The organism is Chryseobacterium turcicum (assembly GCF_021010565.1).
Taxonomy (GTDB): Bacteria; Bacteroidota; Bacteroidia; order Flavobacteriales; family Weeksellaceae; genus Chryseobacterium; species Chryseobacterium turcicum.
In genome coordinates this window covers 1,777,324-1,801,109 of record NZ_JAJNAY010000001.1, presented here as the reverse complement: position 1 = coordinate 1,801,109, position 23,786 = coordinate 1,777,324, and the positions used below count along the sequence as shown (strand labels likewise).

Below are 23,786 nucleotides of genomic sequence, written 5' to 3'. Positions count from 1 at the left end.
TTTTTGTATAGTATGTGGTATAGCTTTGTATAGATAAAACTATAAATCATGAAGACACAATTCATTAGATTACTTTTTATACCGGCAGTATTTATATGTAATTTAAACCATAATGAACCATTCACATTGCCACTCGGAACAAAATCATGTAACATCATATACACAGAAAACCCTATTGCGATAGCTACATTATTATCATTACATGATGACGAAAATACAGCTATAGAAGCCTTTCACAGTTTGCCGAAAGAGGTAAGCTTCAGTCTCCTTGAAGTAAGCCAAGTAGGAAATGGTAAAAGAAATTTAATTTTCGGATTGAAAGATCAAATTTATGAATTCGATCCCAATAGAGTTTTTTCTACTGAAGGAATTAATAGAACATTTAATTCTAAATATCCTAAAGAATTTAAAATTGGTTTAGAAAAATTTGGTAAAGATTTATTAAAAGAATTTTCCACAAAAAATAAAAACAAATACATTATTGCAGTGCATAACAATATGGATGGTTATGGAGGAAATAATGGAACTGCATCAATCATTAATTACAAAAAAGGAGTAAATGCAAAAGATGTATTTAGTGCGAAAGGAGTAGATCCTGATGATTATTTTGTAGTAACAGAGCAAGAAGATTTTGATAAGTTAAAGAATCTAAACAAAAATGTTGCATTAGAAACAGATAAACCAACTGATGATGGATCATTATCCGTGTATTGTAAAGAAAATAAAATTCCATATATAAATATTGAAGCTCAGAATGAGCATAAAGATATACAGATAGAAATGATGAAAATTGTTTTTGAATTATTAAAAGAGAAAAAGGATGGAATCTGAACAGCTAAAATTTCTTAAAGAACAAATAGATCGTAGAATAACCCGAATCAATAGCAGCAGATTATATTATAGACGAATTGCATTTTGTACTTATTTAAGTATAACAGTTTTAGCTGCAACTTCAACAATCGTTTTAGGATTAAATTTAGAAAAAATAGAAGACAGACTAAGAATTATTGCCCTTATTATTTCCGGATGCATAACAGTAATAAGTGCTTACAATACCTTTTTTGATAATAAAGGAATGTGGATAGCATATAATAATGCCTTGATGGAAATATATAAATTAAAATTTGAAATTAATTTCAGAGAAAAACAAAATTACCAAATTGATGAAAACACGATTGAATTATTTAAACAACAATATCAGAATATTCTTTATAAATTAAATAAAGTATGGATTGAGGCTAAATCTAAATAAACTAAAAGTAATCTGGGAAAACAGAATTATAAAAAGTAATATAAAAAAAACTAATGATATGGCAACTGGAAAAGAATTATTAAATATTGCAAACCAACACGTTGGTGAAAAATATGAGTTTGGAGCGAATGTTCCCTTTGATAATCCTAATTATAAAGGACCTTGGGATTGTGCAGAATTTATTAGTTGGGTAGTATTTCAAACAACTAATTTCAAAATTGGAATAAGGGGAAAAGAATCATATACAGGTTATTGGGAAAAGGATATTAAAACACATTGCACAGAAATTAGTATTAGTGAAGCTGCTCAAACTTATGGAGCTATTCTTCTTAGGTCTCCGGGATTCAAAAATATAGATATTGGGCATATTGTATTTAGTGATGGTAATGGAGGTACCATAGAAGCAAAAAGTAAAAATGATGGTGTTTGTAAAAGTAAAATAATTGGTCGAAAATGGGAGTATGGTTTATTAATCAACAATGTTCAATATGATATTAATAATGATTTTATTTTTGACTATCAAAACCCACCCTTTAATTTTTATGTCAGCTCTCCTGTCATGAAAAATAAAATCGTAAAAGAAACAAAAGAAAATCTACAAAAATTAAATTTGTTTCATGGTGAAATTACAGATGAATACAATACTGAAATTGCACAAGCCGTGACTAATTTTCAAAGAACAAAAGGAATTGTTGTGGACGGGGTACCTTATCACTTTTAAAAGTAAAAGCTTATACAAATCTTGAAAAAGTTTTATTATGGTTCAAAAATACATTTGGTACAATTATTCAAGATAAATTACAAGGTACACCATTCGATTTAGATTTATTAGCAGCAATAGCATATCAGGAAACCGGCTATATTTGGAGTAAAATAATTGGTAAAACAAGTTTAGACGAATTGCTACTTTGTTGTACAGGAGATACGCTCGATAGCCCAAATAGAAATGCATTCCCTAAAACAAAAACAGAATTACTTTCTTATCCCCAAGGTAATGAAATGTTTTTAATTGCTCGTGAAGCACTAAAAAATGTTGGCAAATGGGACTCTACATATAAACAACTTTATGATAAAAATCCAAATAAATTCTGTAGAGGATATGGGATATTCCAGTATGATTTACAACATTTTAAAACTAATCCCAATTATTTTCTAAAAAAAGAATGGAGAAATTTTGAAAAATGTTTAAATCTGTTACTCCAAGAGTTAATCGCTGCTCAACAAAGAACACCTAGACTTAAAAACAAAACTATATTAAATAGCACAGAAAAAGTATTTACAGCTATTGCATATAATAGAGGATCTGTAAACATGGATGGAGATTTCAAGCAAGGACATAAAAATATTTCAACAGGAAAGTATTATGGGGAACTAATTAGTCATTCCTTAAAAAGCCACTATTTTAGTTTCAACAAAAATAGTGGCTTTTTTTTTTTTTGAAAAGTTGAATATTATTTGAAAGCAAAAAATAATTTGGGCTTTGATCTGATTTAATCGAAGCTTTAAGTTGTATCCTATCCCCGCTAAAATAGCATTATGGATATCTCCTATAACTCCTTTTAGAAAGTTTAAACCTAAAGAATGGCTTCTTTTTAAATGAGAGATACAAGGTTCAATGGCTGCTCTCGCTCGGAATCTTTTTCTGGCAACTTCTTGCCCATATTTGGTGCTTGCTTTTTTATTTTGTGGAATTAAAATTTCAGTTCCCTCTATTTCTTTTACTCCTCGAAAACCTCGATCTGTACTCGCTATTTCAGGTCTTGTTCCGCCAATTAATTCTCGAACCCTTTGGCTTTGGGCTAGAGATTCTTCTAAAGTTTTGCTGTCATGTGGATTCCCTGAAAATCTTTTTATGGAAGTGATAACACCCGTTTTTCTTCCTCTCACAATCGCTACTTTTGACCCAAATTCATAAGCCTTCCCCGATTTCCCTTTTGCAATACACGAAGTTTGGGGCTCGTGCAAACTGTAAATCTTATCTTTCGTAGTTCGCTCTTGGGTCAAAACTTTTTGATACTTTTCAAACTCCAGTTTGTAGTTTTCTAAAATAGTTTCCGGTAATTTTCTCTCCAATTCACGAAGTAGTCTTTTTCCCAAAGTCCGAAGCTTTTTCCGTGACATCAATGCTTTCTTTTTTCGTCGCGGATGATGACCAAAATACGCATCTCTCAGCAATTGTTTGCTCACTCTTTTGTAGGTTTGCCTCTGGGGAATACCTTCTTTTTTAGCTATTTTCACGCAATTGTCAATCACTTTTTTTGCCAGTTTTGCATCCGTGGGAAAAGTGATGTTTTTCTCCTGAACCGTCGTGTCTATTTGAACTTCTTTTTCAAATTTTGCTCTCGGATGAAGCTTTACGCTTTGACTCAACAAATATTCCAGACCTCTTTCTCCTATCCTTTTTCTGAAATGAACGAACTGGCTTGGATCAAATGGTTGTGCGGTTTGAAAAAAGGTTTCTCCCGTGAAATATTGCCAATAGGCGTTCTCTATCCATCTTTCCACAACGGATTCATCGCTTTCTTTAAACAGTTCTTTCAAAAGTAATAAACCGGCAATTTTTCGAATGGCAACAGAGGGTCTTCCGTGGGTTGAAAAGAATTTTTCAAACTCTTGTTCCAAATGATCCCAATCAAGCTCATGGGCTAATTGCACAAGTGGATGCTCCATATTAATGAGTTCCGTGAGTCTGGTTTTAAATAAATCCTGTTGTAAATCTTGTTTTGTTTTGCCTAACATATTGCCGCTTTCTATACTCTAAAATACAACTTTTTGGCAATTTAGAAGATAGAGCTTATGTGTTTTGTTTAATTAAAATATTGAAATACAATAAATTAAATACATTTTAAGGCATGACTAATTAATACTTATTACAACTTATCAAAATCATTATAAATTACTAAAAATGAAAAAAATAACAACAATAATACTTTTACTTTTTGCCATATTTTTATTTGGTCAAAATTCAATCACTAATGTAGACTCATACATTAAGCATAATTTCAAAAAATCAACCAGCTATAAAAAACAAGTAATAAAAAATATAAAAAACTGCAATATAAAAGAAATTTACTTTGTAGAAGGCTTTGATTCTAAAAAGAAATTAGTAGAAAGATATATCGTTTTCTTTAAAAACAATAAATTCACAAAAAGCAATAGCTTTATATATTGGGCGGCACAAAAACACCCGGTATTATATTCTCATACTGAAGAAAATTCTGAAGAGAGTTTGGAAGATATTAAAACATTAAAAATCAATATGTATATCCGTTTTTCATCATACTGCCGTAATGTTAGCAATAATGAGCCTTTCGAAGAGTTGGTCTCCAAAATATCTTCGGTTTAGTTTGTAGATAAATTCATTTAAGTATAGTTGTAAGTACTTTCTTTTGATTTTATGATAATTTCCCAATAAATTTCGCTTCGCATTGCTGATGGTAATATGAACCCATTTTAAAATCTCTTCCGTAGTTTCTTTGTCCGATTTTTCTGTAATATGAAGCTCAACAAAATCAGAAATATCTACGTAAGATGTGCTTTTATCAGTGAAAACAATACTTTCATTATCGATACATTCTTTAATGGTTTCATTAATTTCTAAGGAAAGATGCGTTTCTAAAACTTTAGCCTTAAAATACCTACAAGAACTAGATTTTTCTCCAGTTTCAAGATTCTCCAAAGGGGTAGATTCAGCCATCACAGCAACGTTTTGTTTGCCTGCTGCACCTCTGCCTCGAACTCCTTTTTCTTGTTCAATCTCGCTGGATTCTACCGTGAAATATCCTTCATCAAACTCTATCATCCCTTCCAAAGTATATCTTTCATCGCGGGTTCCCATGGCTTTTCTTAGTTTATGAACCATTGCCCAAACTGGCTCATAACGCTTTAATCCTAATTGTTTCTGGATTTCTTTAGACGAAAAACCTTTCTTGGTAACGCTCATCAGAAACATGGTTTTGTACCAAACTAAAAAAGAAAGATTTGAGTTCTGCATAATCGTACCGCTCTTCAAGGAAATCCTTTTACGACACTTTTTGCATTCGTAGCTCCAGATACTTTTAATCCAGAAATGCTCATTGTGACCGCATTTACAAACAACCCCAATTTTATCTCTCTGCTCTTTAAAATGAATTTTGCAATCTTCCTCAGTACCAAAATGAGCTGTAAAACTAAATATATCCATCTAACTTATTAAACTATAGGTAAATATACGAAATTATGGACAATTACGGATATACATAAAAATCAAATATGAAAATGGAAAATTCATATTTACAAATAAATATTTAAGAGATTTAAATTCTGAAAATCAAAAAAAAATAAACGAAGGAGTATCTAGTGAGGAATATATTAGTGAAGCTTCGGGTTCAGGTGAATTTACTTACGATAACTATTTGGAAGAAGTTGGATGTTCAAAATAAATCATACCTCCACAACTAAACAAAAACTCCCTCTCATCACTGAAAGGGAGTTCTATTTTTAAAAAACTTTTAATTACATATAAGCTTCAATTGGCTCACAAGTACAAACTAAGTTTCTGTCTCCGTAAGCTTCATCAACTCTAGAAACTGAAGCAAAGAATTTGTGATCTCTTACCCACTCTAGCGGATAAGCTGCTTTCTCTCTGCTGTATGGTTTATCCCAAGAATCAGAAATAACCAATTGCTCAGTGTGAGGAGCATTTTTCAATACGTTGTTTGTTTGATCAGCTTCTCCATTTGCAATCTCATCGATTTCTTGTTTGATAGCAATTAAAGCTTCAGCAAAACGGTCGATTTCAGATTTACTTTCAGATTCTGTAGGCTCAATCATCAATGTTCCTGCAACCGGGAAAGATACTGTTGGAGCATGGAAACCATAATCCATCAATCTCTTTGCAACATCAGCCACTTCAATTCCTAAAGATTTGAATTGACGGAAGTCTACGATACATTCGTGTGCTACTTTTCCGTTTTCGTTTGAATATAAAATTGGGAAATGTTCAGCTAAGATCTCTTTTAAATAATTTGCATTTAAAATTGCGTGTTCTGTAGCTTTTTTCAAACCTGAAGTTCCCAACATTTTGATGTAAGCGTAAGAAATATTTAAGATTAATCCTGATCCGTAAGGTGCAGCAGAAATCCCTGCAATAGCTTCACTAGAACCTACATTAATGTTTGCATTCGTTGGTAAGAAAGGAACCAAGTGTTTAGCGACACAGATTGGACCAACTCCAGGACCTCCACCTCCGTGAGGAATTGCGAAAGTTTTGTGAAGATTAAGGTGACAAACGTCTGCGCCAATGTTTCCTGGGCTTGTATATCCTACCTGAGCATTCATGTTGGCACCATCCATATAAACTTGTCCGCCATGTTGGTGGATTAAGTTTGTAATTTCGATAATGTTGGCATCAAAGAATCCGTAAGTTGACGGATAGGTGATCATTACACAAGAAAGGTTTGTAGAATGCTGCTCTGTTTTAGCTTTCAAATCTTCGAAATCAATTTCTCCATTTTCAAGGTTTTTAACAACAACAATCTTCATTCCTGCCATTGCTGCAGAAGCAGGGTTTGTTCCGTGTGCAGACTGAGGAATCAATACTACATTTCTGTGACCTTCACCTCTTGAGATATGATATTCTCTGATCACCATCAATCCTGCATATTCTCCCTGAGCTCCTGAATTGGGCTGAAGAGAAGTTCCTGCAAAACCTGTAATTTCAGCTAAATCTTTTTCCAGTTCATGAATCATTTCCTGATAACCTCCAGCTTGGTTTACCGGTACAAATGGGTGAACACTTCCCCAATCTGCCCACGAAAGTGGCAACATCTGAGTCGCAGCGTTCAATTTCATTGTACAAGATCCAAGAGAAATCATTGAATGCGTTAATGATAAATCTTTTCTTTCAAGACGCTTGATGTAACGCATCAATTCGGTCTCTGTATGATATTTGTTGAATACTGATTCTGTTAAAATCTCATCTTTTCTAAGATTTTCTTCAGGAATACTGTATCCTTCTTTAATTTCTAATTTGAAAGTTTGCTTATCTTTAAACTGAGCAAAAGAAGCCATCAAAACATTTAGTTTTTCTAGCGTTGTACTTTCGTTGATGGCAATACTTACAACTCCTTCTGTGAAATAGTTAAGGTTTAAATTATGATCAAGCATCAATCTGTTTAATCTTGCTTTCTCCTCTTCAGCCATTACAATTTTCACGGTGTCGAAGATTGGCTCTTCTGCAGTCTGATATCCTAGAGCTTTCAAACCACCTTTTAATGCATTTGCTTTAAAGTGAATCTGATCAGCGATATAGTTTAATCCTTTAGGACCGTGATAAACAGCGTACATTCCAGCCATTACAGCCAAAAGAACCTGAGCAGTACAAATATTTGAAGTTGCTCTTTCTCTCTTAATATGTTGCTCTCTCGTCTGCAAAGCCATTCTCAATGCACGTTTTCCGTACATATCCTGAGAAACACCAATGATTCTTCCTGGGATATCTCTTTTGTAATCTTCTTTACAAGAGAAAAATGCTGCGTGAGGACCACCATAACCCAATGGAATACCGAATCTCTGAGAAGTACCAACGGCACAGTCAGCACCCATTGATGCAGGAGATTTCAATTTAACCAAAGCCATAGGATCACAAGCTAAGACAACCTGTAAATCTAATTTTTTGTACTCTACGATATCTTCTGTATAGTCTAAAACGATTCCGTTTTTACCAGGATATTGTAATAAAACTCCGTAATAAGAACCGTCAAACTCATGCGTTTTGTGGTCACCGATTACGATTTCAATTTCTAAACCTTCAGCTTTTGTTTTAAGAACAGAAACGGTTTGTGGCAATACCAAATCAGAAATAAAGAACTTGTTTGCTCCTGCTTTTTTCTGATCTTTTGTTCTGTTATTAAAGAACATGTGCATTGCTTCTGCAGCTGCTGTAGACTCATCCAACAAAGATGCGTTTGCCAAGCCAAAACCTGTTAAATCGCAAACTACAGTTTGATAATTTAATAAAGCTTCTAATCTTCCCTGCGCAATTTCAGCTTGATAAGGCGTATAAGCGGTATACCAACTTGGGTTTTCAAAGATATTTCTCTGAATCGCCGAAGGTAAAAGCGTATTGTGATATCCAAAACCGATATAGCTTGTATAATCTGTGTTCTTAGATGCCAATTCTTTCGAATGATTTAGCATTTGATACTCCGAAAGTGCCTCCGAGATGTTCAGATCATTTTCTAAACGGATTGATGCTGGAATGGTTTGAGAAATTAACTCTTCGATACTTGAAACGCCAACTTTTTCCAACATTGCCTGTTTATCGGCTTCATTTACGGAAATGTGACGGCTCACAAACTGTTCTGTATTCATTTTTTATATTAGATTTTGTTTGTAAAAAAAGATTCGTAAAATTACGATTTTTTAGCCGATTGCGCAACTTATGTTAAGTTGATATTAAATGTTCTTACAACTTGTTTTGGTTATATATTTTAAAGCAAAAATTAAAATTTGAACGTTTAAAATTACTTCAAACTACTTGCTAGTCAGCGAATACAGATTTATCAAAATATATTAATTATATTTATTCTAAATTAATATATTTGCATCATGAATATCATCACTCCATTTAAGGTACCACCATTGTCTCCTGCTTTTTCTTTTAAGAACGAAGAAATGTTCTGCGGTGACAAAAAATCGTGTTGCAAAAAGTTTAAAAAAGGAAAACGTTGCAAAAAATGCCCGGGAAATAAGAAATTGGCTTAGTTAGTTAGGCTACTAATTAAAAAGTAAATTACTAAAGCTAAAATCAACAAACCAGAGATTAATCTGAAAATTTTTGGATGTCCTTTAGGATTTGCTGCCGTGCGTGGTTGTGATTTAAATAATTCCTCGGCTCTGTCTCTGAATTTTTCACTATCATTCTCAAAAACTTCTGTTATTGTAATTCCCTGAACGACGGTTTTATGCAAAAGAGAATTGGTAGCATGCAACAACAATTGGAATTTACCGTTTTTAAATTCTGTGATTTTAAAAATTCTTTCCCCATACGCTTTTTCTAAGCCAAATGGTAAAACTTTTACCACATCAGCATTTTGAGTTTGCCAGGTTATGATAATCTCTTCCCCTTTTTTTGCATGAATTTTATTCGCTGTAAAAGTCTTAATCGCTGGTGGAACGGTATATCTGAAGCTTTTCTGCTGACTTTCTAAATTCTGGTCATACGTAATTCTTCTTCCTTTATCACTTAAAGTTTCATACGCTTCTTGGATTTCTTTGAAACGCTCTGCAAAAAAATCATCATCCTGGTTTTTGTCGGGATGGTATTTTAATGAAAGTTTTCTGTAAGATTTTTTGATGTCTTCATCTGAAGCATCGTGAGAAATACCGAGAAAATAGTAGTAGTCTTTCATTTAGAGAAACAAAAATAAGGAATTTGTCGATTCGGGCAAAAATAAAGAAGCCACGAATTCACGAATTTTGTCATTGCGAGCAAAGCGAAATAATTTTTTTTTAACGCAGGGGTTGCAAAGATTCTTTTTAAATTATTGAAAATATTTTTCGTTTGCAAAGGCGTTTCACTCAGTTAAGAGGAATTTTTTAATTTTTTGAATTTTATTCTCCGTCGAGTTTGTCATTCCGCAGGAATCTCGGCAACGAGCCTAAAAATAGCTTAGATTCCTCCGGAATGACAAACTTTGTATTGATTTAATGAAAGAAAATTCGTGCATTTGTGGCAAAGCTCATTCATAGTAAAAAAAATTCCGACGCGAGAAACAAAACTTCTCGCGTCGGAATTAACAATTTCAATTTAGTTATATAAAACTTACGCTTCGCAAGTATTATCTTTTTTGCAACATCTTGACGCAAATTCTTTCTTGAACTTTCCTTTCAGTTCTTGATATTGCTCTTCATCCATTTCTCTGATTTTATCTGCCAATCCGAATGGAGATTTTTCTTTGATTCCGTATTCATTAAAAATACCTCTTACAAATCTTTTTCTTTCGATTACTTTTTTGGCAATTATGGCAACACCTGCAACTGCAACAGCTCCTAAAATACCTTTTAATACTGAATTTTTCATTTTCTTAAATTTTAAATTTTACTATTTCTAGTTTTAAAATATGTCTTATCAAAAACAAAATATTTAACGCAAAGTCCGCAAAGTTTTTTCTGCCAGCTAACTGTTTTTAAGTTTCGCAAAGGCGTTTCACTCAGCTAAGAACACAAGGTTTTATTTTTAAATAAGACAGATACTTTTGTTTTTTATAGAGACGAATTTCGTTTTGATTTTACTTTACTACTTCTTAAAATAAAACTATTCGTTATTTCTGTTGAAAAATCCTGTTGAGCATTTTTGTCTCCAGATTTCTTTGAATTTTTCTTTTTCCTCATCAGACATTCCTTCCATTTTATGTCTCAGATGCTTTTCTTTCATATCTCTCATTCCCTGTCCGAATTTCCCATGAAAACCGCCGAAAAGAATTTTACTTAAAATTAAAATTCCCATTGCCTGCCAATAATTAATGGTTTTTACGCCAATAATTTCAGGAAGAATACAATTCCACAATGACATTACAATCAATGCAACGACAAGGAATATCAAGGGTGGACATAAAATTAAAAGAGCCCAACTTTTCTTATATTTATTATTCATTTCTACTATTTCTAATTATTTAAATCTTCGTATAACTTTCTCAATCTGTTTCTTAAATGCTTTACTGCATAATTTTTTCTGCTGATGATGGTTTTTATATTTTCGCCCTGTTCATCTGCAATTTGCTGCAAAGTTTTATCATTAAGTTCGTTTTCTGTATAAACCAATCTCTGCTTTTCAGGAAGTTCGGCTAAGGCTTCAAAGAGTTTTTTCCAAATTTCATCCTGAAACATTTTCACTTCCGGCCCTGCACTTTCATCCAAAAGGAGAATATCTTTTATCGAAAAAGTTCCGTCTTCATCTTCGTAGACAAAATCTTCAAGATTTTCGGTTTTCTTTTTACGGTATTTATCGGTGATTTTATTGGCTGTTACCCGATACAGCCATCCACCAACATTTACAATTTCTGCAAGATTGGTCAAACTGCTAAACTGATACCAGACTTCCTGAAGAATATCTTCCGCATCTTCTGTATTTTTCACTTTGGGACGAATGAAAGACATCAGTTTTCCACCGTAACTTGATACGGTTTGAGAAATTATGTTTTCTTTTTCCTTCTGTGGCATTGGTAATTTTTCGACAACCTCCATATTACTAAGACGAGTGTCTATTTTGTTTTACTTTAATAAATTTAAAATATTTTTTGGAAATTTCAGGTTTTCTTTTATTCATCCAGTTTTTTAAACACAAATTTTTCTTCACAAATTTCACAATTAAAAAAACATCCTTGTTTGTGTTTAAACAAAAAACGGAAAGTAAAAATACTTTCCGTTTCGATTAATTTATAAAAACTGTTTTTTATTTTTTGAAATTTTCGGCAAAGAAACCTAACATCGACTTATAAAACTCAATTCTGTTGAGTTCTTTTCCAAAACCGTGCCCTTCATCATATTTTACCATGTAAGGAACTTCAAATCCTTTACCTCGTAAAGCTTTAACGATCTGGTCAGACTCGTTAATATTTACTCTAGGGTCATTGGCTCCCTGAACCACAAATAATGGCTTTTTAATTTTATCAATCTGGAAAACTGGTGAAACTTCTTTTGCTATTTTGGCTTCTTCAGGATTATCCAAATCATACCAGATTTGCTTTACCATTTCTTTATAAGGCTTCCAATATTCAGGGAAAGAATCGAAGAATGTGAAGATATTGGAAACACCAACATAATCAACACCACAAGAGTACAAATCAGGAGTTTTAATTAATCCCATCAATGTCGCGTAACCGCCATGACTTCCACCATAGATGGCCACTTTGTTTTTATCAATCCATCCTTGCTCAATTGCATATTTTACGCCGTCTTCTACATCATCCATCGCTTTACGGCCAATTTGTTTGTAGCCAGATGTCTGAAACTCTTTTCCATAGCCTCCTGAAATTCTGAAATTAACCTGCAAAGTAGCATATCCTCTACTTGCAAACAATTGTGTTTCAGGATTGAACCCCCAATCGTCTCTTATTCCTTGCGGACCACCGTGAGGATTGACAATTAAAGGAACTTTTTCACCATTCAATGCTGCTTTTGGTAATGTAATATACCCGTGAATGGTAAGTCCGTCTCTACTTTTGAATTCGATAGGACGCATTTCTGCCATATCTTCTTCTTTTAGCTGAGGCATCAAATCAAAAAGAAGCTTGGTTGTTTTTGATTTTGTATCGTACTCATAGTATTTTCCGTACAATTTATCACTATCAACAACAACCAATAATTTTTCGTTTTTATCATCCGAAGAAGCAATTCCAAACTGTTTATCGCCAAATTCAGAAGTCAGTTTATCGTGAATTTCTTTGTAAAACTTACTTACAGGAATAGTTTCGTTTTTAATTCCGTTATAACTGATGTAATCTAGCTCATAATTTCGGTTTTTTCCAGCCTGTGTTATAGAAGAAACATCAAATGTTGGATTAGAATATACTTCCTTAATAATTTCGTTTTTCTTTAAATCATACAATACAATTCTAGATTTGTCGCCATCAATATTGGTTACCAAATAAACCTCATCTTTGTTTTTAGAATTATCATTGAAACCAATCACACTAAAAGTATCTTTCCAATCGGTCGCTTTAACGAGATTAAACTTGCCTGTCTGCAAATCTTTGTAAAACAGTTTGGTCGTTAACCCATTTTCAAGAATGGTATAGCCTCTCAGATTTCCCTGTCTGTCAAAAAGATATTCATCAATCGGGCTTTTTACATCTTTATTTTCATACAATTGAGTAATTTCGCCGGTATTAAAATTGATTTTATAAGGCTCGAAAATCTGCTTATTGTTCTTATTCATAGTCACAATAACAAACTCTGTATCTTTAATCAATCTTACAGAATTTAACGTGATTCCTTCAAAAGGAGTCAAATCTTTTAGGTTTTTACCGTCAATATCTGCTGCGTATAAATGGATATTTTCGTTTCCACCTTTATCCTGTGTGTAAAAAAGACGTTTTTTATCAAGCCATCCGTAGCTTCTTATTAAATCATCTTTTTCAACCAATGCCTTTGTAATTTTACCCGATTTTAAATCTTTTACATAGACATGATTTTTACTGTCCTTATCTTTTTCTTTATAGGATAAATACAATCCGTCAGGAGAAATTTTAAATTGTGAAGCTTTTGGCCTTGCAAAATAATCTTCTACTTTATACTTAAAATTTCCTTTGTCATAAGAGATTAGTTTTTCTATTGTAGCTTTTGAAGAAACCAAAGTCGGATCACCCGGCAATTTGCTATCTTTAGTTTGTGCATTCATCATGAGACTTGTTATTACCACTTGTGTAATACCTAAAATTTTGGAATTTAAATTCATATTTGATGGATTTGGTTAAACGATATATAATAAGACGCTTCAGACACCCAAAACGTTACATTATTTATCGCTCATTTGTGAAATTAATTATTCTTTTAGCGCAAGACATTTTTTTAACCGCAAAAGCAACAAAAGATTTTATGAAAGAATGAGTTATTCAAAAGCCATCAAAACAGAGAGCAAATAAAAACTTTACATTTTGTAAACTTTTGAATTAGTCATTTCTTTTGATTCTTTTGCTGTAAAATGACGTTTAAAGTTTTTTATTTAAAATTATTCAATGATAAAATTTGACAACAGCTTTTCTAAAAACATTGTGTTTTGGAATTTCAGAATGTTTTAGTCTAAATTTGTCGCTTCGTTTTAAAACAAAGCATAGAAATGGGAACCATGAAGAAACTGGAGATTAAGAGAAACATTCAAAAACTTGAAGATAAAAATCTATCCTTCCGTGTTTTTGATTTGAATGAGGAACATTTAAATCAATATTTTAAACCTCACAAAAAAGACCATTTCTTTATTGTTGTCATAGAAAACGGAACATTACAGGTTCATATTGAAGATAAAATTCATTATCTAAAGGCAGGAAAAATTTCTGTGGTTTTTCCTGAACAAGTGCATTTTATTTCAGATGTAAGTAATGATTTAAAAGGAAAAATTATTCTGTTTGAGGAAATATTGTTTTGTTCTGATATTCTGAAGAATGAATTGAGTACTTATAATGTGAATCTTTCCACTCAGCTAAATTGTACAATTTTATCTTCCGAAGATTTTGAACAAAGTATAAATGCGATTAGAATTATTAAAGGAATTTATCAAAAACCAAGTCTTATTAAAAAAGAACAGGCAAGATTTCAGATTAAGATTTTTCTGTTGGGATTAATTGAGTCTGTGCATGGTTTGCATCCTATTTTACATAAAGAAACAGTAGACAAACCAATTTACGTTCGGTTTAAAAAGCTATTGAATGAGCATTATAAGCAATACAGAACCGTTCAACATTATGCTGAAGAATTAGCAATTACAACAAAAAAGCTCAACTCTATCACCAAAAAACATTGTGGGGAAACGGCAATTCAGGCAATTCATAATCGGATTTTAATGGAAATAAAACGTCAGTTAATGTTTTCAGATTTATCACACAAAGAAATTGCTTTTGATTTAGGGTTTAATTCCCCTTCTGCACTCAATAAGTTTGTAAAAGCAAAGCTTAAAGAAACTCCTACGGAACTTCAACAAGATTTGGCGCAAATGTATAACGCATAGTCTTGTTTGTATAACATTACTCGTTTTGGCTTATCTAATTTTGCCTTATTAAAATTAAATAAGAAAAATGAGCAAATTATTTATTGCAGGAGAGGTTTTTCACGGTGCTGGAAGCCTTGAAGAATTAAAAAATATTAAAGGTAAAAAAGCCGTTATTGTAACCGGAGGAAGCTCGATGAGAAAAAGCGGAACGTTGGATAAAGCTGTTGCTTATCTTACTGAAGCTGGAATTGAAACTCAAATTTTCGAAGGTGTAGAAGAAGACCCATCATCTGCAACGTGCATGAAAGGTGCTGAAGTGATTCAAAATTTTCAACCAGACTGGATTATTGGTTTAGGAGGTTGCTCTGCAATTGATGCAGCAAAAATCATGTGGGTATTTTATGAGTATCCAGATGCAGATTTTGACGCAATGATTAAACCTTTTACCGTACCAGTTTTAAGGAACAAAGCAAAATTCATTGCTATTCCTTCTACAAGCGGAACAGGAACTGAAACGACAGGTTTAGCGGTAATTACAGACCGTGAAAAAGGCGTAAAATACCCAATTGTTTCTTACGAATTAACTCCGGACATTGCTATTATTGATGGTGAAATCTGTGCTTCAATGCCAGCACATGTTACAGCAAATACAGGTCTTGATGTATTAACACATTGTGTAGAAGCTTATGTTTCGAATATCGATAACAATATCGCTGATGCGCTTTCTAAAGGAGGATTGGAGCTGGTTTTTGATAATTTGAAAGAAGTTGTAGAGAACCCGAACAATATCATTGCTCGTCAAAATATGCATGATGCATCTTTTATGGGAGGATTAGCGTTTAACAATGCTTGGTTAGGAATTGTACATTCATTGTCTCATCAAGTAGGTGCTCTGTACGGAATTCCTCATGGAGCTTCTAATGCGATTTTCCTTCCGAATGTTATCCGTTATAATGCTTTTGCTACTGAGCGTTACCCTGATTTGGCAAGAGTGATTGGTAAAGAAACTACGGAAGAATTGGCGCAAGCTATTGAGACATTGCGTTCTGAAATTAACAATCAATCAGCTATCAAAGATTTTGGAATTTCAAGAGAAGATTGGGATAAAAACCTTGATTATATCGCAAACAATGCTTTGGTAGACCCTTGTACAGGTTTTAACCCAAGAGTTCCTTCTTTAGATGAATTGAAAGCGATTTACAATGCTTGCTATGAAGGTGTTGTGTATGCTGAAGAAATGGTTGCAGGATAGCAGTTTTGTAGAGTGTAAAAAGTGGAATGTATGATGTATGATGTATGATGTATAATGTATTAGTGTAAATTATTATATCCATTTATTACTTTAATTTTCTTATAATAAAGCCTCACCGATTTTCAACATCGGTGAGGCTTATTTGTAAAATATCATGACTAGCCCCGATAGAAACGACATCCTTTTTTGTTGCAAACGGAGCGAAGCGGAGATTGTAACAAAAAAGATACAGTGGAGAGCGGGAAAAAGCTACAAAAATGTAAGAGCCTATTTAAATTTATATGAAAATAATTTATCTCGCAGATTTTGCTGATTTAGCAGATCAATATCTCTGTTTTTAATCTGCTAAATCTGTCTAATCTGCGAGAATTATATAAAAAATGAGTGAAGTCAATCAAAAGTCAATCATACAGAATAAAATTTAAAAATCAATATAAAAATAAAACAGGAAGACAATTTGACTTCCTGTTTTGTTTTATTGATAAATTACGACATCATCTTTTTTAATTTGATACCCTTTTTTCTTGTAAGGAACTAAAACATAGCTTTCTTTGATGTAGCTTCCACTTTTCCAGATTTTGCCATTTCCTTCTCTTTCAAGAATAATACTTTTTGCGCTTTGATTCGGAATAAAAATCTCAGCTTTCTTCATATTTTTACTGAAAATGACTGCCGTCATCGAAGTTGAACTTCCTTCTGGGTTTACTTCTTTAAGTTTTATTTTCTGATTAAAAACTTTTACGCAATTATTTCTGAGTTGAGAATAAGTGTAACCTGCAGAAGGTATACAACCATGAACGTCTCTGTCGCCTCCTACAACCGGAGTTTTCTGAGCAAAAACTAGTGGACCAAGGAAGATTGCACTGAATAAAATTGTTTTTTTCATATTTAGTATTTTGTAGTTCTAAGATATAAAAAAAATCGCTCAAAATGAGCGGTTTATAAAAATTATTTCAGTTATCAAAAAGTTTCCAAATAATTGCTTTTTTGATAAAAAGGATGAGTTTTTAAACTTCATAAGCTTTTCAAATTATTTTAATACATCACATTGTGATTAAAATAATATATCTACCTTTAGAGATAAAAAAACCAATATACCATTAAAATCCTATAATTAAAAAAATATATGAAATCAAAAATCTATTTTCTTTTATTTTTGACAAGTTTCAGCCTTGTTTTATCACAAAATATCAATTTCGCAGATGTAAATTTTAAGAATGCATTACTTCCTTTTCAAGATGTAAATGGCGACGGACAGATTTCTTTGAGTGAAGCTCAAAACACTACTGCTATTAATATTGATAATAATCAAAATATCACTAATCTGGGTGGAATTGAGCATTATCCTAATCTAACCATTCTGATGATTAACAACAATCCCATTACTGCCCCTCTTAATCTTAGTCAGAATATCCAGCTTCAAAACATTAGATTAGGATTTGGTACAGCGGTGACATCAGTTGACTTGACCGGATTAACGCAACTTAAGTATTTGAGTATTGGTGTTGCTCCTAATACCTCCATCAATGTTTTCAATAAGCCACTTTTAGAAGAGATCATCATTGGAGGTACACTTATGGGTGGGCTTTCAGCAATCGATGTCTCACAAAATCCTTTATTAAAAAAATTATGGATCAACGATAATAATTTGACGAGTATAAATGTTACACAAAATCCTGTTTTAGAAGAATTGGTTTTACAAAAAGCTACAAGCATTCCGACAAGTATTTCTACTTTGAATGTTGCACAGAATCCTTTGCTTACAATTATAGCCGTTTCAGGACATTCTTTACTTCCTTCTATTGATGTAAGTATAAATTTGGCTTTAGAGAGATTGTTTACTGGGGGTACAGCCATCACATCATTAAACCTTACTAATAATTCTTTACTGAAGTTTTTAGATATTACAAACAATAATTTTGCGGGAGGCATCAACTTGTCACATCAGCCACTTTTGGAAGAGTTTCAAGCAAGCGCTGCACATTTACCAGCCCTTGATCTTTCTAGCAATTTAAATTTAAAAACATTAGGTATTACGAATAATTACATTCCTACTATTAATGTGAGCCATTTATCACAGTTACGTATGTTTCTTGCAGGAAATAATTTGTTTACCAGCCTAGACCTTAGCAATAATCCAAGTCTAGTTTATATTGATTTCATGGGAAATCAACTTATGAAATATATAAATTTAAAAAATGGTTTTAACCAAAACATTATATGGCAAACAAATTATAATTATCAGTTTATGCCACAATTAACCGGAATTTGTGTAGATAATCCTACATCTATTTATGGAAATAAAGTAAAAGTTGCAGTTGGTAATAATGTATTGGTCACCTCAAACTGTTCTTTGCTATCAACTCAGGAAGCCCTACAGAAAAATCTATCATTAAAAGTTTTTCCTAATCCTACCGATAATATTTTGTACGTAGAAACTCAGGAAAAGTTAATTGATTATTCTATTTTCTCAATGTCTGGACAAAAAATATCTGCTGATATTTTTAGAAATAATGAAAAAAATGTAAACGTAAAAAATCTTTTACAAGGAAACTATATTATTCAAATCAAAACGAATCGCCAAACTTATACCAGCAAAATTGTAAAGAAATAGCACTACTAAATACTTATAAAAAAGCCTTGCCACAATTGTGACAAGGCTTTTTATTGAACAATAAACCTAAAAAAGCTTATTTCGTCCAGTTGATTTTTGAATGTTTCACCTCTTCAGAGTTTGTACCAATCATGATATCAAATTCTCCGGCTTCCCAATCATACTTTAAATCTCCGTTGTAGAATTTCAGACTTTCTGGAGTGATGTCGAAAGTAATCTTTTTAGATTCTCCTTTTTTCAACATTACCTTTTGGAATCCTTTCAATTCTTTTACTGGTCTTGTAATCGTTCCTACCATATCTCTGATGTACAACTGAACAACCTCAGCGCCATCGTAGTTTCCAGAATTCGTCAAAGTAACCGATGCCTGAATGGTTTGATTTCCTTTCGGGTTTGCATTAGAAACCGTAATATCAGAATAATTGAATTTAGAGTAACTCAAACCATAACCAAACGGATATAACGGCGTATTACACTCATCCATATAATTTGAACGGAATCTTTGGTATTCACATTTATCCGTTGATTCCTGATTTAATGGTCGACCTGTATTTTTAGCATTGTAATAAATAGGAACCTGCCCCAGACTTCTTGGGAATGTCATCGGCAGTTTTCCTGAAGGATTTACCTTCCCGAAAAGTACATCAGCAATTGCATTACCCGCTTCTGAACCTGCAAACCAAGCATTCAAAATAGCATCAGGAGCATCTTTCACATTGGTTAATGCCAAAGGACGCCCTGTGAAAAGCACCATTGCAATTGGCTTTCCTGTTTTTTTCAATTCGTTTAATAAATCAACCTGAGACTGAGGAATTGTAATTTCAGCTCTTGAAGAAGATTCACCGCTCATTTCTGCAGACTCTCCTATCGCCAAAACAATAACGTCGGCTTTGTTGGCAATATCAACCGCTTCTTTTAATAATTCTTCCTTTGAACGATTATCTCTATCGGTTTTTTTACCGTGAGCTGCATAAATATCTTCTAATTTAGCATCATAATCAATGTTGGCTCCTTTTGCAGAAAGAAATTTCACATCTTTCCCATAATTAGCCTGAAGCCCTTGCATTAAATTAACAGAAATCGCGTGCTTTGTAGCTACACTCCAAGTTCCGGCCATGTTCATCGAGTTGTTCACCAATGGGCCAATTACAGCAACCGTTCCTGATTTTTTTAAAGGTAAAACCTGATTTTCATTCTTCATCAAAACCATAGACTGCGCTGCTGCGCTTCTTGCGATATTACGGTTTTCTAAATTATACACTTCTTTTGATGCCAATTTTGCATCACCATGCTTGTAAGGATTATCAAACAAACCTAAATCATATTTAGCCTCAAGGATTCTTCTTGTTGCCATATCGATTTCAGCCTGGATAACTTTTCCTTCAGCTAAAGATTTTTTTAATGTGGTTAAAAATCCTTCACCCACCATATCCATATCAACTCCGGCTTTTAATGCTAAAGCAGAAACTTGTTGCAAATCTCCCATTCCGTGGTCAACCATTTCGTTGATTCCGGTATAATCGGTTACTACAAAACCTTTGAATTTCCATTGATTTCTTAAAACTTCTGTCTGCAACCATCTGCTTCCCGTTGCAGGAACTCCGTCAACTTCATTAAAAGAAGCCATTACAGAAGCTACTCCTGCATCAACTGCTGCTTTGTAAGGTGGAAAATATTCATTAAACATTCTCACATGACTCATGTCAACCGTGTTGTAATCTCTACCAGACTCACCAGCTCCGTATAGTGCAAAGTGCTTTACACATGCTAAAATATTGGTTCCGTTTGCCAAGTCTTTTCCTTGATAACCGTAGACCATATTTTTAGAAATTTCACTTCCTAAATACGGGTCTTCACCAGAACCTTCAGAAACTCTTCCCCATCTTGGTTCACGAGAAATATCTACCATTGGCGAGAATGTCCAGTTGATACCGTCTGCAGCAGCTTCTTTTGCTGCAACTCTTGCTGACTGCTGTACCAGATTCATATCCCATGAAGCCGCTAAGCCTAATGGAATTGGGAAAGTAGTTTCATACCCGTGAATAACATCCATCCCGAAAATCATCGGAATTTTAAGACGGCTATTTTCAACAGCAACTTTCTGAACAGCCTTAATTTTATCTGCTCCTTTTATATTGAAAAGTCCACCTACTAAACCTTGTTCTACTTTTTTTCCGATGTCTGAACTTTTAGCCAAACCTGTGGTAAAATCTCCTGAACTTGGTAAATTAAGCTGTCCGATTTTTTCGTCTAAGGTCATTTTAGCCAACAAGGCATCAACAAAAGCTTTTTTCTTATTCTGATATTGAGCTGTCTGATAAGCCTGAACTGGTTTCGTGACCATTTCCTGCGCCGAAAACATTGGAGCCAATGCTAACGTTGCGATTAAAATTAACTTTTTACTCATACTACTTCATTTTTTTAAGGAATTCGTAAATCTTCGATTTCATATATCTTCCTTCTTAAATTATATTTCTTTTTCTTTTATCAATGATTCTATTTAAAGCAAAGAAAAACTAAATAGTTAATTTTTCAAAGACTTTTATCATTTAATTTAATTATTTATCTTTTTTCTTAGACAACATCCATTCGTACAATTTTGGGTTTGAATAAGTAGAATCCCAAGAATTGTGATTATCATTTGGGAAAATCGTCAATTCTGCAGATGGATTGATAGGATGCAGCTTTTGGTAAAAATTAAATGCATTTTCCGGCAATACGACATCATCCATTCCACCATGGAAAATTTTCATATTTAAATTTTTGTACTGATGAATATTGGCATACATTACTCTGTCTGTCGGTGCACAAACGGAAACTACAGAAGCAAACATTTCCGGATGTTCCATTGCCAGTTTTAATGTTCCCCAACCTCCCATCGAAAGCCCGGTAAGGTGAATTCTGGAAGCATCAATTTTATATTTTGACTGAATTTCTTTTATTAAATTATAAACGCTTACCGTATCCCACCAAGTATTTTCAGGACACTGAGGAGCTAAAATTGCCACAGGTTCTTTTATCAGATTTTTATACGTAAAAGGACTGTGTGCTTTCACCAATTCTAAATTATTACCTCTTTCTCCCGAACCATGAAGAAATACAATCAAAGGAACATTGCCTTTTGTGTTTTGAGGATAATCTAAAATATAAGATATCTTTTCTGTTCTTTTAATTTCTTTATTTAGTTCTGCCTTGATTTCCTGAGCGTTTAAGCTTAAAGAAAACGGAAGAAGTAAGAATGGTAAGTGTTTTAATTTTAAATTCATATTTCTTTAGGTTTTGGCTAAAGCCGTTTGATTTTATTTCTTTATTTAAACGGGTTAAAGCCCGTTTCTATTGATAAAAGCCTTTGTTTATAATCCTTGTCAAGATTTTAAAACCTTGACAAAGATTTTTGGGTAAACAATTTTTTAGCCCCGATAGGAGCGACATCCTTTTTTGTTGCGGCCGGAGCGAAGCGGAGGTCGTAACAAAAAAGATACAGCGGATAGCGGGAATTGCTTCTAAAAGCAATCGACATAGTCAAATAGCTCCTAAAAACTATTTAATATTGTACTTTTCTGATTTAAAATCTAATTTCTTTAATCCTTGTTGAATTTCAGGGGCATTCATGAATAATTTCCATAAAAATCCTGTGCGATAATTTTCAATCATCGGAGCAATCGTTCCTTGGTCGATGGCTAAATATCTTGGCGTCGTCCAATTATTATAATGAATTGAAGTTGCGTCGTAAGGCCCTGCGGAACCGATAAATTCAGGTTTTGAATACATAAACCTTAAGAAATCCATAGATTCTTTGGGCGTGTAAGGAAAACTGCTCAAAGCCGCCGTTGAAGTAATTACACCATGGTCATTTTGCGGAAAATGAGCATCATAGCCTACGCTTCCGTCTTTATTTCTTGAATAACCAGCCGTTAATCCCCAATAATTCGGTCCATATCCTTTCCAATGTTTTGGGTTTTCGACACAGTATTTATAATCAATAAGTACCTGATTTTTATTTAAATCGAAGTAATTTTTGATTAATTTATCTGATAAATTGGTAGGGTCTAAACCGATGTAAGAATATTGTGCCCAAAATAAAGGCCCACCATATTCTTCGGCTCCGTTATGCTTTACATACATCGGAAGTCCGTATTTTTCGTTGTCTGAAAGATAAGTTCCATTTCTAGTCCAGCCTTTTTCATACGTTTCTGCATCAATAGAATATGTTGGCGATGAGGCTGCCAAAATATAAGTAATCAAACATTCATTGTATCCTTCCAAAGGAAAATTCATTTCCCACTGATATTCTGGTGACCAATGCCAGTACAATACTTTTTCGCCGCCTTTGGTGTACCAGTTCCATTGAATTCCTTTCCAAAGCTCATCACATTTTTTGGCAAGGGCCTTTTCTTCGGCATTTCCATTTTTGAAATATTCTCGAACTTGAATAATCCCTGTAGTAAGAAATGCAGTTTCTACTAAATCTCCGCCATTGTCTTTTTTTCCGAAAGGAACGGTTTTTCCCGTTTCTCCATTAATCCAGTGTGACCAAGCTCCTTTATGACGGTCTGCTTTTGCAAGAAAATCCATCATGGTTGTCAATCTTTTCACTGCTTCTTTTCTTGAAACAAAACCTCGCTCAACACCCACCAAAATAGTCGCTAATCCGAAACCTGAGCCTCCTGTCGTAATGACATGTTTGTCGTTATCCGGATAAATATTGTCCTCATGATAACGCTCTCTTCCCAACATGGAATTAGGCTCTGCATAATCCCAAAAATATTTTAAAGCATCTTTCTGAACTTTATCCATCAGCTGCTCATCGGTAATATTTGATTTTACAATTTTATTTTCTGAAATATTCTGTGATTTCTGAGCGTTTTGGCAGGAAACAAAGAGTAATGATGTCACTGCGATTGAAAGTATTATCCTTTTCATTATATCATTTTTTAGACTTACATACTAAAAGAAGAGGAGAATTTTCATTCTCCTCTCA

Annotated in this window: 20 protein-coding genes; 8 read left to right on the top strand and 12 right to left on the bottom strand. The window is 33.3% G+C overall.

Features of this window, described 5'->3' with window-relative positions; genetic code table 11:
• Positions 1-48: 48 nt before the first annotated feature.
• The 4 genes from LO744_RS08120 (at position 49) to LO744_RS08105 (ending at position 2,692) form a co-directional block, all read left to right on the top strand.
• Positions 49-831: a hypothetical protein gene (locus LO744_RS08120; protein ID WP_230668588.1), complete on the top strand. Its 783-nt coding sequence runs from the start codon at positions 49-51 to the stop codon at positions 829-831.
• Positions 821-1,252: an SLATT domain-containing protein gene (locus tag LO744_RS08115; RefSeq protein WP_230668587.1), complete on the top strand. Its 432-nt coding sequence runs from the start codon at positions 821-823 to the stop codon at positions 1,250-1,252. Before LO744_RS08120 ends, LO744_RS08115 begins: the two co-directional genes overlap by 11 nt.
• Positions 1,253-1,310: 58 nt before the next feature.
• Positions 1,311-1,973 carry a peptidoglycan-binding domain-containing protein gene (locus LO744_RS08110; protein ID WP_230668586.1) on the top strand — a complete coding sequence of 221 codons (663 nt, stop codon included), beginning with the start codon at positions 1,311-1,313 and terminating at the stop codon, positions 1,971-1,973.
• Between the two features lie 179 nt (positions 1,974-2,152).
• The gene (locus LO744_RS08105; RefSeq protein ID WP_230668585.1) at positions 2,153-2,692 is read left to right on the top strand and encodes a hypothetical protein; all 540 of its coding nucleotides are present in this window, start codon (positions 2,153-2,155) and stop codon (positions 2,690-2,692) included.
• On the opposite strand, the gene LO744_RS08100 is transcribed toward LO744_RS08105, so the two are convergent.
• A complete protein-coding gene (locus LO744_RS08100; RefSeq protein ID WP_230668532.1) occupies positions 2,639-3,991 on the bottom strand; it encodes an IS5 family transposase in 1,353 nt (450 codons plus the stop codon). The two genes, LO744_RS08105 and LO744_RS08100, sit on opposite strands and share 54 nt — an antisense overlap.
• A gap of 166 nt (positions 3,992-4,157) precedes the next feature.
• Between LO744_RS08100 and LO744_RS08095 the strand changes: the two genes are divergently transcribed.
• Complete coding sequence (locus LO744_RS08095) at positions 4,158-4,598, top strand: hypothetical protein (RefSeq protein WP_230668584.1); 441 nt, start codon at positions 4,158-4,160, stop codon at positions 4,596-4,598.
• Here LO744_RS08095 and LO744_RS08090 read toward each other — a convergent pair.
• The 7 genes from LO744_RS08090 to LO744_RS08060 form a co-directional block, all read right to left on the bottom strand.
• Positions 4,530-5,435, bottom strand: a complete 906-nt coding sequence (locus LO744_RS08090) for an IS1595 family transposase (RefSeq protein ID WP_230666864.1) — start codon at positions 5,433-5,435, stop codon at positions 4,530-4,532. The two genes, LO744_RS08095 and LO744_RS08090, sit on opposite strands and share 69 nt — an antisense overlap.
• A gap of 311 nt (positions 5,436-5,746) precedes the next feature.
• Positions 5,747-8,605, bottom strand: a complete 2,859-nt coding sequence (gene gcvP / locus LO744_RS08085; protein WP_230668583.1) for an aminomethyl-transferring glycine dehydrogenase — start codon at positions 8,603-8,605, stop codon at positions 5,747-5,749.
• Positions 8,606-8,994: 389 nt separating this feature from the next.
• On the bottom strand, positions 8,995-9,645 hold the full coding sequence (locus tag LO744_RS08080) for a DnaJ domain-containing protein (protein ID WP_230668582.1): 651 nt from the start codon (positions 9,643-9,645) through the stop codon (positions 8,995-8,997).
• Positions 9,646-10,058: 413 nt separating this feature from the next.
• Positions 10,059-10,316, bottom strand: a complete 258-nt coding sequence (locus LO744_RS08075) for a hypothetical protein (protein WP_230668581.1) — start codon at positions 10,314-10,316, stop codon at positions 10,059-10,061.
• 234 nt (positions 10,317-10,550) lie between these two features.
• Positions 10,551-10,889, bottom strand: a complete 339-nt coding sequence (locus LO744_RS08070; RefSeq protein WP_204533985.1) for a hypothetical protein — start codon at positions 10,887-10,889, stop codon at positions 10,551-10,553.
• 11 nt (positions 10,890-10,900) lie between these two features.
• Positions 10,901-11,455, bottom strand: coding sequence for an RNA polymerase sigma factor (locus tag LO744_RS08065; RefSeq protein ID WP_230668580.1), 555 nt, complete (start codon positions 11,453-11,455; stop codon positions 10,901-10,903).
• A 232-nt stretch (positions 11,456-11,687) separates the two neighbouring features.
• Positions 11,688-13,691: a S9 family peptidase gene (locus tag LO744_RS08060; RefSeq protein ID WP_230668579.1), complete on the bottom strand. Its 2,004-nt coding sequence runs from the start codon at positions 13,689-13,691 to the stop codon at positions 11,688-11,690.
• 390 nt (positions 13,692-14,081) lie between these two features.
• On the opposite strand from LO744_RS08060, the gene LO744_RS08055 reads away from it, so the two are divergent.
• Both LO744_RS08055 and LO744_RS08050 read left to right on the top strand, forming a co-directional pair.
• Positions 14,082-14,957 (top strand): AraC family transcriptional regulator, encoded by an 876-nt coding sequence (locus LO744_RS08055; RefSeq protein ID WP_230668578.1) that lies wholly within the window; start codon positions 14,082-14,084, stop codon positions 14,955-14,957.
• A gap of 67 nt (positions 14,958-15,024) precedes the next feature.
• Positions 15,025-16,191 (top strand): iron-containing alcohol dehydrogenase, encoded by a 1,167-nt coding sequence (locus tag LO744_RS08050; RefSeq protein ID WP_230668577.1) that lies wholly within the window; start codon positions 15,025-15,027, stop codon positions 16,189-16,191.
• A gap of 475 nt (positions 16,192-16,666) precedes the next feature.
• Here LO744_RS08050 and LO744_RS08045 read toward each other — a convergent pair whose 3' ends face one another.
• Positions 16,667-17,077 (bottom strand): hypothetical protein, encoded by a 411-nt coding sequence (locus LO744_RS08045; RefSeq protein ID WP_230668576.1) that lies wholly within the window; start codon positions 17,075-17,077, stop codon positions 16,667-16,669.
• 240 nt (positions 17,078-17,317) lie between these two features.
• On the opposite strand from LO744_RS08045, the gene LO744_RS08040 reads away from it, so the two are divergent.
• Complete coding sequence (locus LO744_RS08040; RefSeq protein WP_230668575.1) at positions 17,318-18,805, top strand: T9SS type A sorting domain-containing protein; 1,488 nt, start codon at positions 17,318-17,320, stop codon at positions 18,803-18,805.
• A 76-nt stretch (positions 18,806-18,881) separates the two neighbouring features.
• Here the strand turns inward: LO744_RS08040 and bglX are convergent, their stop codons facing one another.
• From bglX to LO744_RS08025, 3 genes are all read right to left on the bottom strand, one after another.
• The gene (gene bglX, locus LO744_RS08035; RefSeq protein WP_230668574.1) at positions 18,882-21,212 is read right to left on the bottom strand and encodes a beta-glucosidase BglX; all 2,331 of its coding nucleotides are present in this window, start codon (positions 21,210-21,212) and stop codon (positions 18,882-18,884) included.
• A gap of 151 nt (positions 21,213-21,363) precedes the next feature.
• Complete coding sequence (locus tag LO744_RS08030) at positions 21,364-22,071, bottom strand: carboxylesterase family protein (RefSeq protein ID WP_230668573.1); 708 nt, start codon at positions 22,069-22,071, stop codon at positions 21,364-21,366.
• A gap of 274 nt (positions 22,072-22,345) precedes the next feature.
• Positions 22,346-23,728, bottom strand: a complete 1,383-nt coding sequence (locus tag LO744_RS08025; RefSeq protein WP_230668572.1) for a glucoamylase family protein — start codon at positions 23,726-23,728, stop codon at positions 22,346-22,348.
• Positions 23,729-23,786: the final 58 nt, after the last annotated feature.